At 75.7% G+C, this 15,036-nt stretch carries 9 protein-coding genes; 7 read left to right on the forward strand and 2 right to left on the reverse strand.

The annotated features are described in order from the left end of the window. The first annotated feature begins 5 nt into the window (after positions 1-5). The 7 genes from PV789_RS15610 to PV789_RS15640 all read left to right on the forward strand — a co-directional run bounded on the left by PV789_RS15610 (position 6) and on the right by PV789_RS15640 (position 11,808). Positions 6-2,654, forward strand: a complete 2,649-nt coding sequence (locus PV789_RS15610; RefSeq protein ID WP_274973304.1) for a molybdopterin-dependent oxidoreductase — start codon at positions 6-8, stop codon at positions 2,652-2,654. Continuing rightward, positions 2,651-3,634, forward strand: coding sequence for an FAD binding domain-containing protein (locus tag PV789_RS15615; protein WP_274973305.1), 984 nt, complete (start codon positions 2,651-2,653; stop codon positions 3,632-3,634). Before PV789_RS15610 ends, PV789_RS15615 begins: the two co-directional genes overlap by 4 nt. Before the next feature lie 698 nt (positions 3,635-4,332). Beyond that, complete coding sequence (locus PV789_RS15620) at positions 4,333-5,112, forward strand: phytanoyl-CoA dioxygenase family protein (protein ID WP_274978152.1); 780 nt, start codon at positions 4,333-4,335, stop codon at positions 5,110-5,112. A gap of 93 nt (positions 5,113-5,205) precedes the next feature. Continuing rightward, positions 5,206-9,381: a non-ribosomal peptide synthetase gene (locus PV789_RS15625; protein ID WP_274973306.1), complete on the forward strand. Its 4,176-nt coding sequence runs from the start codon at positions 5,206-5,208 to the stop codon at positions 9,379-9,381. Positions 9,382-9,429: 48 nt separating this feature from the next. After that, positions 9,430-10,290: a TauD/TfdA family dioxygenase gene (locus tag PV789_RS15630; RefSeq protein ID WP_274973307.1), complete on the forward strand. Its 861-nt coding sequence runs from the start codon at positions 9,430-9,432 to the stop codon at positions 10,288-10,290. Further along, on the forward strand, positions 10,287-11,051 hold the full coding sequence (locus PV789_RS15635; protein ID WP_274973308.1) for an SDR family oxidoreductase: 765 nt from the start codon (positions 10,287-10,289) through the stop codon (positions 11,049-11,051). Before PV789_RS15630 ends, PV789_RS15635 begins: the two co-directional genes overlap by 4 nt. Positions 11,052-11,058: 7 nt before the next feature. After that, positions 11,059-11,808: a methyltransferase domain-containing protein gene (locus tag PV789_RS15640; protein WP_274973309.1), complete on the forward strand. Its 750-nt coding sequence runs from the start codon at positions 11,059-11,061 to the stop codon at positions 11,806-11,808. A 189-nt stretch (positions 11,809-11,997) separates the two neighbouring features. Here the strand turns inward: PV789_RS15640 and PV789_RS15645 are convergent, their stop codons facing one another. Continuing rightward, the gene (locus tag PV789_RS15645) at positions 11,998-12,948 is read right to left on the reverse strand and encodes a D-alanine--D-alanine ligase family protein (RefSeq protein ID WP_274973310.1); all 951 of its coding nucleotides are present in this window, start codon (positions 12,946-12,948) and stop codon (positions 11,998-12,000) included. A gap of 52 nt (positions 12,949-13,000) precedes the next feature. Continuing rightward, a complete protein-coding gene (locus tag PV789_RS15650; protein ID WP_274978153.1) occupies positions 13,001-14,233 on the reverse strand; it encodes an aminotransferase-like domain-containing protein in 1,233 nt (410 codons plus the stop codon). Positions 14,234-15,036: the final 803 nt, after the last annotated feature.

Here is a 15,036-nt window from a genome sequence, read left to right on the forward strand (position 1 = left end):
ACCCCATGAACGTTCGAGTCAACGGCGTCTCCTCTCCCGCCCCCGACTCCCCCGACACCACGGCGGCCGAGCACATCCGCGACCGCCTCGGCCTGACCGGCACCAAGATCGCCTGCGGCACCGGGGTCTGCGGCGCCTGCACCGTCCTGGTGGAGGGCGCGCCCACCGCCTCGTGCCTGCTGCCCGCCGACCTTCTGGAGGACCGCGAGGTCACCACCGTGGAGGGCCTGGGCGGCGACCACCCCGTCCAGCGCGCCTTCGCCGCCCACGACGGTATGCAGTGCGGCTACTGCACGCCCGGGTTCGTGGTGGAGGCCTCCGCCTTCGTCGACTCCTGGCGCGCCGAGCACGGCGACGTCCGCCCCGGCCGCGACCGCGTGGCCGACGCCCTGGCCGGGCACCTGTGCCGCTGCGGCGCCTACGAGGGGATCTTCGCCGCCGTGGACGCCGCCTGCGCGGGCGAGTTCGACACCGAGCCCGAGCAGGCGCCGCCGCGCGCGGACGCCCTGGCCAAGGTCACCGGTCGGGCCCGCTTCAGCGCCGACCTGGCCCCCGAGGGCACCTGGGAGGGGGTGATCGTGCGCTCGGCCCACGCCCACGCGCGGGTGCGCGCCGTCGACCCCGGCGGGGCGCGGAGCGCGGCCGCCCGCCGCCCCGGGCCCGGGCAGACCGCGGACCCGCACCCGGTCTTCGTCGACCTGCTGGGCGGGGAGCGCACGGTGCGCTACGTGGGACAGCCCGTCGCCGCGGTGGCCGCGCCGACCGCGGCCCTGGCCCGCGCCGCCGCCCGGGCCGTGCGGGTGGACTACGAACCCCTGCCCGCCGTGCTCGGTGTCGAGGAGGCGCGCGCGGAGGACGCCCCGCGGGTCTACCCCACGCGCGCCGAGCGCCAGGCCGCCCCCTCCAGCGCCGAGGGCCCCAGTCTCCCGGGCCGCTGGGACGGCAACACGCGCGGACCCACCACCGTGGGCTGGCGAGGCGCCACCGCGGTGCGGCGCCTGCGCACGGCCGCCGAACGCCGGGATCCGCGCCTGGTGGCCCAGGAGTACACCACCGCCGTGCAGGTGCACAGCCCGCTGGAACCCCACGTGTGCGTGGCCTCCTGGGACCGCGACGGCTCGCTGACCCTGCGCGCGTCCACCCAGGCGGTGTCCAAGATCGCCCAGAAGGCCGCCGAGCGCTGGGAGCTGGCGCCGGAGAGGGTGCACGTGCTCAGCGAGTACGTCGGCGGCGGCTTCGGCGCCAAGGCCGGCCTGTCGGTCGACATGGTCGCCGCGACCGAGCTGGCCCGGCTGGCCCACGCTCCGGTGCGCGTGTCCTTCGACCGCGCCGAGGAGCTCACCGACGCCGGGCACCGCCCCGGAACCCGCACCCGGGTGGCGCTGCTGGCCGACGACTCCGGGGACCTGGCGGCGCTGACCGTGGACTCCCACGGCGACGGCGGCGTCTCGGTGGGCTCCACCACCGCCGTCTTCGGGCTGTTGATGTACGGGCGCTCACCGCGCCGGGCCCGCGACTTCGACGTGGTCACCCACCGCCCGCCGGGCCTGCCCATGCGCGCCCCCGGCGGCGCCCCGATGTCCTGGGCCATGGAGCAGGCCGTGGACACGATGGCCCACCGGCTGGGCGAGGACCCCCTGGCCCTGCGCCGCCGCTGGGACGGCAACCCCAAGCGCCGGGCGCTGTACGACCGGGCCGCCGCCCTGGACCTGTGGCGCGGGCGCCCGCGCGGACCGCGCACCGGCCGGTTCCGGCGCGGGGTCGGCGTCGCCGCCTCCAACTGGCTCTACCTCATGGGCCCGAGCGCGAAGGTCGAGCTGTCGGTCCGCGACGGCGCGGTGGTGGTGCGCTCGGCCACCCAGGACATCGGCACCGGTATCCGCACGGTCCTGGGCGAGGTGGTCGCCGAGCGGCTGGGGATGTCCGCCGCCGACGTGCGCGTGGAGATCGGCGACAGTTCCTCGGTGCACGGCACCGGTTCCTTCGGCAGCCGCACCACCACCTCGATGGGCCCCGCCGCGGCCGACGCCGCCGACCGGCTCCGCGCCGAGCTGCGCGAACGCGAGCCGGGGGTTCCCGCCTCGGGGCCGATCCCCGAGCACACCCTCAAGGACGCCCTGGCCGCCGCCGAGGGGGTGCGGGTGGTCGGTGAGCGCGGCCGGGACCGCCGGGGCGCGCTCACCCCGAACATGGACGACCTGGCCGTGGGCCGGGGCATGACCGGCGCCGTGCACGTGATGGAGGTGGAGGTGGACACCCTGCTGGGCCGGGTGCGCCCCACCCGCTGCTGGGCGGGTCTGGCCGTGGGCCGCGTGTACGCCGAGCGGCTGGCCCGCAACCAGGCCGAGGGCGCCGTGGCGCAGGGCGTGGGGTACGCGCTCTTCGAGGAGCGCCGCCACGACCCGGTCACCGGGGTGGTGCTCACCGACAACCTGGAGGACTACCGGCTCCCGGGGCTGGGTGACGTCCCCGAGACCGAGGTGCACTTCCACCAGGAGGGCTTCGAGCACGCCGCGGGCGCGGGGGTCGGCTTGGGCGAGATCTCGCTGGTGGGCGTGGCCGCATCCGTGGCCAACGCCGTGCACGACGCCACCGGCTGGCGCCCCCTGGACCTGCCCATCCGCCCGGACCGACTGCTGGAGGGACTGCGATGACCGCGACCACACGCCCCGCGGGGCTGGAGGAGGCCCTGACCCGGCTGGAGGGCACGGGCGCCCGCCCGCGCGCCGGGGGCACCGACCTGACGGCGTGCCTGGCCTCGGGGGTCCTGGAGCCCGCGCCCGTGGTCGACCTGACCGGGGTGCGCGAGCTGCGCGGCGTGGAGTGGCGCCCCGACGGGTCGGCCCGGGTGGGCGCGCTGACCGGCGTCGCCGAGCTGTCCGCGGACCCCGCGCTGGCCGCGGCCTATCCGGCGCTGGCGGCCACGGCGCGGGCGCTGGCCACGCCGCAGGTGCGCAACGCCGCGACGCTGGGCGGCAACCTGCTCCAGCGCAACCGGTGCTGGTACCTGCGCAACCCGGCCTTCGACTGCTTCCAGACGGGCGGGGACTCCTGCCCGGCGCGCGGGGGCGACCACCTGTACGGGGTGGTCGTGGACCGGGGCCCGTGCGCGGCCCCGCACCCGTCCTCGCTGGCGGTGGCGCTGCTGGCCCACGACGCGTCGGTGCTCGTGGCGGGCGGGGAGCGGACCGAGATGGCGGTGGCCGACCTCTACGACGCCGCCGACCCGACCCGCGACCACGTGCTGGAACCGGGCCGGGTGCTGGTGTCGGTCGGGCTGCCGGTCCCGACCCCGGGTGAACGGTACGCCTACCGCCGTGCCACCGGGCGCTCGCGCGCGGAGTGGCCGCTGGTGGAGGCGGTGGTGCGCCTGGCCCTGACGGACGGGGGCGCGGTGACCTCGGCGGCGGTGGCCGTGGGCGGGGTGGCCCGCACACCGCTGCGGCTGCCGGAGGTGGAGGCCGCCCTGGTGGGCGCGCGTGCGGGCCTGGCACTGGACGGGGGCGTGGCCGAGGCCCTGGAGGGCCTGGCCGACCTGTGCTCGCCGCTGCCCGCTACCGGGTACAAGGTGGAGCTGCTGGGCGCCACCGTGCGCGACGTCCTGGAGCGCGCCCTGGACACCCCGGACGACTGAGGCCCCGGTCGGACCCTGCGGCCCCGTCCCCGCGCGACGCGGGGGCGGGGCCGACGCCGTGTCCGGAACACGCACTTCCCGGATACGGACCCCGCCGAGGAGATTCGTTCTCACCGCGCACTTCGCACACAAGGGGACAACGAGGAAATACGCAATCCCCATTCACACAGAACACACATGGGCGCACACGCCTGACGGCGGCACTACCGCCGAGGGAAATCGTTCTCCCCGACGCCCCGACCTCCCCGGCTTCGCCGAGACCCGGATATCTCCCCTTTTCCCTCACAACCCAGAAGGGAGAAAGGGGACAAATATCTATTTTGGCGCTGCGTTCCACACCAGCACCAACAGAAGTCAACAGCACCCGCAAAACGCTGTGAGCAGCACCGACGCACACTCTCCCGCCTCCCACGACCCTCGCGTGCGCACGTGTTCGCGCCTCCCCCATGGGATTCTTTTCCGACCTTCTTGACACGGAACGGAACGGATGCCAAATTGATGCAGTCGGACCACGGAACACGGACCACAGCCCTCCCGCGGAAACACCACGCCATTCCCCCAGCGCCCGGTCGGCGGGAAAAGAGAACGCCCTCCCATCCCCGCGCCCCCGAAACGGGACCGGCACGGCGATCCCCACGACGATCCGGCAGTCGTCCACCACCGAAGCGCGAATCAGGGGTGACACTTTGACGCATGCGTTGTCCCAGGACGTGTCCGCGGCCGAGCGACGAGAGCGCTTCGCCGAGTCGGGATACCTCGTCCTCCCCGGCTTGCTGCCCGAGAACCTCCTCCACCGGCTCCTTCCCGAGGTGGACCGCTGGGTGGACGAGGGGCTGCGCGACCGCTCGATAGCCGCCTGCCTCGACCCGGACGGGGGCGACCCCCGCCCGGCCCTGGAGCTGGAGCTGCCCGCCCACGGCGAACTCCTCGCCCACGGCCCGCTGCTGGAGGTGATCGCGGAGCTGCTGGGGGCGCCCTTCGTCTTCCACCACCTGCACAGCGCCAGGCACGATCCGGACACCGGGGGCAAGCCCTGGCACCACGACAACGAGCCCAACGACCGCGGGGACACGGACCTGGTCATGGTGCACGCCCTGCACTACCCCGTGGGCCTGGACGAGAGCATGGGCAGCCTGGCCGTCCTGCCCGGGTCCCACCGCGAGGAGGCGGACAAGACCGCCCGCGCCCACCTGGGCACCTCGGAGCTGCCGGGCGAGGCCGTCCTGGACCGTCTCCCGCCCGGCTCGACCGTCCTGCTCAACTCGGCGCTGTTCCACGCGCGCAGGCCCGCCCGGCGGACGACCGGACGCCCCCGCTACTTCGTCGACGCCTCCTACTGCCAGACCGGCGCCCGGTGGCGCCCGGTCAAGCCCTACTGGCGGCACATGCTCACCCGCGCCCGCGAACTCGGCCTGGACCGGGGCGGATGGCCGGAGCTGTTCTCACCGCGGCACTTCACCGACTACACCCCGGTATGAGGCTCCGGAGCCGGTCCCCCGGCCGGACCCGGCGGTGACGGACGCCCCGCCACGGGGCCGCGCGAACCAGACAGCGGAGACGGAGCGGAGACGATGACGCACGTGTTGCGACCCACCCCCACACTGTCCGACATGCTCACGGAGGGGAGTCAGGCGCACCCGCTCCGTACGGCGCTGACCGACGGCGTGCGCTCCCTCAGCTACCGCGACCTCGACGCCGCCGCCGACCGGATCGCCGCCGCTCTGGCCGCACGGGGTCTGGGCCGCGGCGACCGGGTGGCCCTGCTCGGGCCGCGCGACGCACGGCTGTGCGCGCTCCTGCACGGGGTCCTGCGCTCGGGCGCGGCCGCGGTCGTGGTCGACGCGGAGTGGAGCGCCGCCGACGTCGCCGCGCGGCTGGACGAGGTCGGGGTAGCCCACGCGCTCACCGCCGACCCGGACACGCGTGCTCCCGGTGAGCGCGGCACCGAGGTGCTGGACCCCGGGGCCCCGGCCGCCCCCGCACCCCGCCGCGCCCCGGCCCGGACCCGCGACCCGGCCTACCTCTCCTTCACCTCGGGTTCGAGCGGGCGGCCCAAGGCCGTCACGGTCACCCACGCCAACGCGGCGCACTACGCGCTGGCGCTGCGCGACCGCCTCGGCCTCACCCGCGCCGACGCGCCGGTGTTCGCGCACGTGACCACCCTGGCGGCGGACCTGGGCCACACCTCCTGGCTGCTCGCCCTGGCCACCGGGGGCCGGGTGCACGTCGTCCCCGACCGCGCCGCCCGCGACCCGCGGGCCCTGTGGGACTCCCTGCGCGGGGCCCGGGTCTCGGTGCTCAAGACGACCCCGTCCCACATGGCGGCCCTGATGGAGGAGCGTCCCCCCGCTCAGGAGCCGCTGCACACCCTGCTCCTGGGAGGCGAGGCGCTGCCCCGGTCCCTGGCCTCGGACCTGCTGGAGGGCGGTGTCGCGCACCGCGTGGTCAACCACTACGGGCCGACCGAGACGACCATCGGCGCCACCTGCCTCGTCGCCCGCTCACGCGCCGACCTGCCCGGCGACGAGCCGACGGTCCCCATCGGCACCCCGATCGGCGGGACGCGGCTGCGCCTGCTGGACTCCGCCGGACAGCAGGTCCCCGACGGGGCCGAGGGCGAACTCCTCATCGGCGGCCCCGGGGTCACGGCGGGCTACTTCGGCCGCCCCGAGGAGACCGCGCGCCGCTTCGTCCGCCGGGGCGGGGAACGGATGTACCGGACCGGCGACGTGTGCCGCCGCCGCCCGGACGGCGACCTGGTCTTCGTCGGCCGCACCGACCGCGAGGTCAAGGTGCGGGGGTACCGGGTGGACCCGGTGGGGGTCGAGCGGGTCATCGAGGGCTTCCCGGGGGTGGGGCGCTCCGCCGTGCTGACGCGGGAGACGCCCGCGGGCACCGCCCTGGTGGCCGCCGTGCGCCCGGACGGCGCCCGTGAGGAGGCGGAGCTGCTCGACGCGCTGCGCGCCCACCTGCGCGAGCGGCTGCCCGGGTACGCCGTGCCCCAGCCCGTGGTCGCCCTGGACGCGTTCCCCACCGGGCCCAACGGCAAGCTCGACCGCGCGCGCCTGGCCGAGGCCGTGGACGCGGCCCTGGAGGAGCGGGCCCGCCGCGCGGCCCCCGACGGGCCGGGCCCGGACGCGGGGCCACTGGTCCGGGCCATCGCCGAACTGTGGGCGGGCGCGCTCGGACTGGCCTCCGTCGGCCCGGGCGCCGACGTGCTCGAACTCGGCGGGGACTCCCTCCTGGCCATGCGCACGGTGGCGTTCCTGCGCCGGGCGGGGCTGCGCGTGGCCTTCGAGGACTTCTACCGCCACCCCACACCCGAACTCCTGGCCTCGGCCGTCCGCCCCGGCGCGGGGGACCCGGCCGAACGCGCACCGCACCGGGAGCACGCCCGGGCGCTGGCCCCCGCCCAGCGCTGGCTGCTGCGGCAGCCCGTGTCCGACACGCGCCACTGGAACCAGTCCGTCCTGCTGCGCTGCGCGGCGCCCGTGGACGCCCCGGCCCTGTCCGCGGCCGTGCGGGCCGTCCTGGAGCGGCACCCGGCCCTGCGCACCCCCGTGGGCCCGGGCGGCCCCGGGCGGCCCCGGCCCGCGAAGGACCTGCCCGCGGTGTCCTTCTCACGGCTGCCCGGGGAGCCCGGCCGCGCCGCGGGGGTGGTCGGCGGCGTGTGCACCGAACTGCACCGGGGCCTGGACCCGGCCTCCGGGCTCCTGCTGCGCGCGCACCTGTTCACCGGCCACCCCGACGGCGGGGACCGGCTCGCGGTGATCGCCCACCACCTGACCGTGGACGGCCTCTCCTGGCGGATCCTGCTGGACGACCTCGCGCACGCCTACCGGGCGGCGCTCTCCGGGGAGGAGGAGGCCCTTCCCCCCACGGCCGACTTCTACCGGTGGGCGGCCCTGGCCCCGCGCGCGCCCGGGGCCGCCGACCACCCGTCCCCGGGCGGGGCAGCGCCCGATCCGGCACGGCCGACGGCCCTGGTCTGGAGCCTGGACGCGGCGGCCACGGACCGGCTCGCGCACCGCCACGGGCACGGCCAGGACCTGGAGGCGTTCCTGCTGGCGGCCTTCGCCGACGCCGTCCTGGACCGCGGCGGGCGCACCCGGCTGGAGGTGGAGGTGGAGACGCACGGGCGCGACACCAGCGACGCGGGGCACGCCTACATGGACACCGTCGGCTGGTTCACCGCCGCGAAGCGGGTCGGGCTCGACCGCGCCGACGGCGACCCGGCCCGGCGGGCGCGTGCGGTCCGGCACCTCCTGCGCGAGGCGCCCGAGCTGCCGATGGACGCCCCCGGCCCCAGGCCCGGGGCGGGGTTCAACTTCCTGGGGGCGTTCCGGCCGCCCGGGGACCCCTCCCTGGGCTGGACCGTTGCCCCCGAACAGGCCGGGAACGCACGCTGCGCCGGGGGCGACCCGCTCCAGCTCCTCCGGCTCACCGCCCGCGTCGTCGAGGGCAGGCTGGTGGCCGACCTGGTGTACGCCTGGCCCGACCTGGCCCACGAGGACGCGGCGGGCGTCCTCTCCGGCTTCGGCCGCCGCGTCGCGGCAGAGGCCCGGGCCCGGCCCCCGGCGCACACCAGGTCGCCGGTGTCGACCTCGGGGCAGCCGATGCTCCACGGGGCTCCCCGCGACGGCGCGGCCGTGCGGGTGCTCCGCGAGCCCGTGCGGGTCCTGCTCACCGGGGCCACCGGCTACCTGGGCACGCACCTGCTCGGCGCGCTCCTGGAGCGGGGGGCGCAGGTCACCTGCCTGGTGCGCGCCGACGGCGACGCCGACGCCGCCCGGCGGGTCGGCGCCGGGACGGGCGGCGTCGAGGCCGTGGCCGGAGACGTCACCCGGGAGGGCCTGGGCCTGTCCGGGGAGGGGCTCCGCCGTGTCAGAGGGGTCCACGCCGTCGTCCACGCGGCGGCGGACGTGCGCCTGGTGGCCCCGCCGGACGAACTCGAACGCGTCAACGCGGCCGCGGTCCGCACCCTGGTGTCCTGGATCGACGCCGAGGTCCCCGGGGCGCGCCTGCACCACCTGTCGACCCTGGCCGTGTGCGGCGGCGTCGAGGGGCCCGCGCGCCGCTTCAGCGAGGCCGACCTGCACATCGGGCAGAGCTTTCGCACCCCCTACGAGAGGACCAAGTTCGCGGCCGAGGAGATCGTCCGCTCCTGGGCCGCCTCGGGCCGCCAGTGCTACGTCCACCGCAGCGGCCACATCGCCGCGCACAGCCGCACCGGGGCGTTCCAGAGCAACGTCTCGGACAACCGGGTCTACCAGCTCGTGCGCGGCTACGTCCTGGCCGGGGCGGCGCCCAGGCGCCCGTCCACCTCCTTCGTCTTCTCCCACGTGGACACGGTGGCGGCGGGGATCGCGGCGATCGCCACGCACCCGTGCGCCGCGCCCGGCGCCTACCACGTCGAGTCGCCCCACCAGGTCCCCCACGACGAACTCGTGGCGTGGCTCGCCCGGCACGGCTACCCGGTCGCGCTGACCGGTGACGAGGCGTTCGCCGCCGCGCTGGCCCGCGCCGAGCCCGACCACCCGACCGAGATCCGTCTGGCGTCGGCGTGGTCGCAGCTGGAGGAGCGCAACGTCGTCGTGGACAGCTCGCGCACCGTGTCCGTGCTCGACCGCGCCGGTGTGCGCTTCGCGGCCCCCACCCCCCGGTGGTGGTCCGCGGCCCTGGGGTGGGCGGCCCGGTCCGGTTTCCTGCCCCCGGTCGCCGTCCACGACGGCGCCACCGCCCGCTGAACGCTTCGCGGCACACCCCGCGAACCCGCCTGACGAAGGGAACGACCCATGTCCGATGACACCGTGACCGACCTGGGATGGAACACCGAGGTCCTGGAGGAGCGGCGCTCGCTCTGGTCGCTGCCGCTGGAGAAGGAGGACACGCGGCTGCTGGCGGAGGCCGCGGCGGCCGACAGCTGGGAGGGCGCCGAGGAGGTGCGCGACAGGCTCCGCGCCTTCGCCGTCGAGAGCGTGCGCTCGGTGGGGTTCGCGCACGTGCGCGGCCTGGTCTCCCCCGACGCGCCCTACGCCGTGAGCGAGGCGGTCATACGGTTCGTGCTGCGCGAGCTGGGCGAGGTCATCCCGCAGAACGCCAAGGGCGACCTGACCCACGTGCTCCGCGACCAGGACGGCGACGGGGCCACCGAGCTGGGCTTCCACTGCGACACCTGCGACGTGCTCGTCCTGCTCTGCCTACAGCCCGCGGTGGACGGCGGGGGCGACACCAAGCTCGCCAGCGCACGGACGGTGCGCGACACCGTGGCGGGCGAGCGCCCCGGCGTGCTCGCCACGCTGGAGCGGGAGTGGACCTTCGACCGGACCGGCCGCGCCGGGCAGCAGGTCGTCGTCTCCCCGATCCTCTTCGTCCAGGAGGACGGCTCCGTGGGCTGCTACTACCAGCCCCGCACGGTGCGGACCTCGCCCGAACGGGGCGGGCCGCCCCTGAGCGAGGACCAGTGGGAGGCCCTGGGCTTTTTGGACGAGGTCCTCTACCGCCCCGAGATCGCCTTCCGCCTGCGCCTGGAGGCGGGCGAGCTGCTACTCATCCGCAACAACCGGGTCATGCACGGGCGCTCGCCCTACGTGGACGCGCCCGGTCCGCGGGCCCGCCGCGTGCTCAGGGCCTGGATGAGCACGGAGGTGCTGTGACCCCCCGCCCGCGCGGCGGCGGGGTCGCCGTGGTCACCGGCGGCGGGAGCGGGCTGGGCCGGGCGGGCGCCCTGGCCCTGCTCGCGGACGGGTGGTCGGTCGCGGTGGCCGGGCGGCGCGCGGACGCCCTCGACGGGACCCTGGCCCTGGCGGGGGCGGACGCGGACCGGATGGCGGCCTTCCCGACCGACATCAGGGACCCCGGCGGGGTCGCGTCGCTCTTCGCGGCCGTGCGCGAGCGCTTCGGCCGGGTGGACCTGCTGTTCAACAACGCGGGCGCGGCCGTGCCGCGCAGGCCGGTCGAGGACATGCCCCTGGACGACTGGGACAGGGTGGTGGGCACCGTCGCCACCGGTGCCTTCCTGTGCTCGCGCGAGGCCTTCCGGGTGATGCGGGACCAGTCGCCGCGGGGTGGGCGCATCATCAACAACGGCGCCCCCTCGGCCCACGTGCCGCGGCCGTACACCATCGCCTACACCGCGGCCAAGCACGCGCTTCTGGGGATGACGCGCGCACTGGCGCTGGACGGGCGCAGGTACGGGATCGCCTGCGGGCAGATCGACGTGGGCAACGTGGCCCCGGTGGACGGGGGGCCGCAGCCCGCGGCGCTCCAGGCCGACGGGACGAGTGCAGTGGAGCCGGTGATCCCGGTGGAGCGGTTCACCGAGTCGCTGACGCTGATGGCGTCGATGCCCCTGGACGCCAACGTCCAGTTCCTCACCGTCCTGCCGACCGCGATGCCCTTCGTCGGGCGGGGGTGAGGGGCCGGTGTTCGTCAGCTCCCGCTCCTTCGAGGAGTACCGGGCGATGTTCGCGCTCTCGGAACGGGACCTGTCGCTGCGCGTCCTGGACTGCCCCGGCGGGGCGGCGGGGTTCGTGGCCGGGGCGCGCGGGGCGGACGCCGTCGCCGTGGACCCCGAGTACGCCGGTGACAGGGAGGCGCTGGGATCGCTGGCCCTGCGCGAGGCCGAGCACCGGCACTCCCTCGTCGCGCGGGAGGCGGCGGACTTCGCGTGGACGTGGTTCGGCTCCCCCGAGCGGTACACGCGGATGCGGACCCGGGCCGCCCGCGCCTTCGCCGCCGACCTCGCGGCGCGGCCGGAGCGCTACGTCGCGGGCGTCCTGCCCGACCTGCCCTTCGCCGACCGCTCCTTCGACCTGGTGCTCAGCTCGCACCTGCTGTTCTCCTACGGGGCGCGGCTGGACGAGGACTTCCACCGGTGCGCCCTGCTCGAACTGGTGCGCGTGGCCCGGTGGCAGGTGCGCCTGTTCCCCGTGGTGCTGCACACCAGCGGGGAGAGGTACGGCGCGCTCGACCGGCTGCGGGAGTGGCTGGAGGGGCGGGGCGTGCGCACCCGGCTGGAGCGGGTCGGCTACGAGTTCCAGCCCGGGGGCAACGAGATGCTCCTCCTCGACGGCCTCTCCGGCGCCGCGGAGCCGGGGACGGACCGGGGCGGGCGGGGCCGCGCCTTCGGCCTGGACCCGGTGCGCTGGCGTCACCTGGAGGCGGGGACGTAGCCGCCCGGCGGCCCCGCGACGGGGTGGAGCCGCGGCGTCACCACGGCGCCGGGGGTGCCGTGTCCGCTCTCCAACGGCTCGAAGGGGCGCCCGGCCGGGTGACCGGAGAGGCACTCGGGCTCCCGGAACAGGACCGGGCCGGGGCCGCCGGGGAACGGCGGCGCCCGGCCCGGACGCGCATCGGCGGGGTCAGCCGCGCAGCAGCGCCTGGTGGGCCAGCTCCCGGCACGCGACCGCGAAGTCCAGTCCCGCGGCGGCGGCCCCCATCGGGAAGGTGGAGGTCTCGGTCAGGCCCGGGGCCACGTTGGTCTCCAGGAAGGTGACGCGGCCGTCGGCCCCCACGATGAGGTCGGTGCGGGACAGGTCCCGCAGCCCCAGGACGCGGTGCGCGGTCAGCGCCACCTCGGTGGCCTGGGCGACCGTGGCGGGGTCCAGGCGCGCCGGGCAGAAGAACTCGGTGCGCCCGGCGGTGTAGCGGGCGGCGTAGTCGTACACCCCGCCGTCGGGCACGATCTCCACCGGCGGCAGCGCCACCGGCCCGTCGCCGGTGTCGAGGACGCCCACGGCCAGCTCGGTGCCCTGCACCTGCTCCTCGACCAGGGCCGAGTCGCTGTAGGCGAAGCAGGACACCAGGGCCGCCGACAGCTCCTGCACCGAGCCGACCGGTGCCGCGCCGAACGCGGAGCCGCCCCGGTCGGGCTTGACGAACAGCGGCAGGCCCAGCCGGTCGGCGAGCCGCTCCATCAGCGCCGGAGCGCCCAGGTCGTGGAAGGCCGACTTGGGCAGGGCGGCGCCGCGCGGCACCCGCACGCCCTCGGCGGCCAGCAGCGCCTTGGCGGCGGGCTTGGAGTAGGCCAGGCGGCAGCCCCCCGGCCGGGCGCCCACGTAGGGCACCCCGACCAGTTCCAGGACCTCCCGGATGGCGCCGTCCTCGCCCGCGGCCCCGTGCAGGACGGGGAAGACCACCTGCGGCGGGTCCTGGACGAGGCGGTCCAGCAGGGTGGAGTCCACGTCGGCGACCTGGACCTCCACGCCGAGCCTGCGCAGCGCCTCGGCGACGCCGCGCCCGGAGTGGACGCTCACCTCGTGTTCGGGGGACAGGCCCCCGGCCAGGACGAGAACCCGGTCAAGGTCTGCCACGGCGCGGACCTCCTTCTGTGCTGCTGTCATGATGGGGTGCCCTCATGGGGTGTCAGGGCAGGTCCGGAGCGGGGGCCTGTGGGCCGTCGGTGCTCGGGGCCAGGGTGGTGCCGAACGTATCACGCAGGTCGATCTCACCCTCGATGGCTCCGACGAGGCGGCGCACGCCCTCACGGATCTGCTCGGGTGTGGGGTAGCAGAAGCTCAGGCGCATGTTGGCCCGGCCGCGTCCGTCGGCGTAGAAGCCGGTGCCGGGCACGTAGGCGACCCGTTCGGTGACGGCCCGGGGGAGCATGGCCTTGGAGTCGATGCCCTCGGGCAGGGTGGCCCAGACGAAGAATCCGCCCTGGGGGCGGGTCCAGGTGCAGCCCGCGGGCATCATCGCGGTCAGCGCGTTGAGCATCGCGTCGCGGCGTTCGCCGTACATGGTGTTGAACGACTTGATCTGCTCGCGCCAGGGGAAGGTGTTGAGGTAGCGGCGCACCACCAGCTGGTTGAAGGTGGAGTGGCTGAGCATCGCCGACTCGGCGGCCAGGACGAGTTTGGCGCGCACCGCGGCGGGTGCGAGCGCCCAGCCGATGCGCAGGCCCGGGGAGAGGGTCTTGGACAGCGATCCCAGGTAGATGACGTTGCCCTCGCTCTGGGAGTAGAGGGTGGGCTCGGGGTCGCCGTCGTAGCGCAGCAGGCCGTAGGGGTTGTCCTCGACGATGAGCACGTCGTGGCGTTCGCAGGTCTGGGTGACCCGCGCGCGCCGCTCGGCCGTCATGGTGATCCCGGCGGGGTTCTGGAAGTTGGGGACGGTGTAGAAGAACTTCACCGGCCGCCCGTCCAGCTCGGCCCGGACGAGCGCCTCCTCCAGCTCCTCGGGGATCACGCCCTGCTCGTCCATGCCGACGTGGCGGATGTCGGCCTGGAAGGCGGCGAAGGTGTTGATCGCGGTGACGTAGGTGGGGGCCTCGGTCAGCACGATGTCGCCCGGGTCGACGAAGACGCGGGTGATCAGGTCCAGGGCCTGCTGTGAGCCGACCGTGACGATGACGTCGTCGGGGCTGGCGGTGATGCCCTCCAGCGTCATGTAGTCGCAGATCTGCTCGCGCAGTACGGGGTCGCCCTGGGCGGAACCGTACTGGAGGGCCGCCGCGCCCTCCTCGGAGACGACGTCCTTGACCAGTTCGCCGATCTGGTCCAGGGGGAGCGCCGCGACGTTGGGCATACCCCCGGCGAGGGAGACCACCTCGGGGCGCGAGGCGACGGCGAACAGTGCGCGGACCTCCGATGCGACCATGCCCTGTGCTCGGCGTGCGTAGCGGCCGAAGTGCGGGTCGATACGCGAACCCTGTTGGCTGGGCTGCTGCTCTCGGTGGTCAGCGGACACGGTCCACCTCCGAAGGAAGGTCGTTCTGTGGGGCAGGGCGGGGGGCCGTCCGGGAACTCTCGGCGTTCCCGGGTTCGACGCCCTCGCCGTCCCCGCGGTTCACACCCCGTCCACGGGAGCGGGCACGCTGCCCGGGGTCGTGGGTGGGGCGGTCGGGTGGGCTGGGTCGCGGGTGAACACGACCCGGTAAATGCACCGAGTCTAGCCCAGCGTCGGCGGACGGGCACGGAACGGGCCTGCGCGTGCTGTTCGCCACACCGGTCACACCCGCTCCCCTCGTCCCGTCCCGTCCCTTCCGGTGGACTACCCGTCCGCGGCGGGGTTCACGGGGAGGGAGGCCAGAACATGGTCCGCTCTTTCCCCTGTCGTCGGTCGGCGCCCGCGGGGCGGGGTCGCGACGCGGAGCAGGTCGCGCGGGCCACGGGGGCGCGGACTACCCGTAGAACCGTCCCGGCGGAGCCCTGTCCGCCCGCCGGGACGGCGGCTCACCTCGGGGAACACGGCGTGGGGGGCGGGTCCCCCTGAACCCGTCCCCCACGCATCGGCACACCCCGGGGAGCCGAGCTCCCGCAGGCGGCGTACCGTCGGCGCGATGGCCCCAGGGGGTTCCCCCGAATCCCCGTGGTCGGCCATCCGAGCCCGGTGGCGCCTCTGCGTTACTCTCCCCCGGAACCCCCCTCAAGGTCCCAAGGCCGTGGACGCGCCACGCGTTC

The organism is Nocardiopsis camelliae (assembly GCF_028993595.1).
Lineage (GTDB): Bacteria > Actinomycetota > Actinomycetes > Streptosporangiales > Streptosporangiaceae > Nocardiopsis > Nocardiopsis dassonvillei.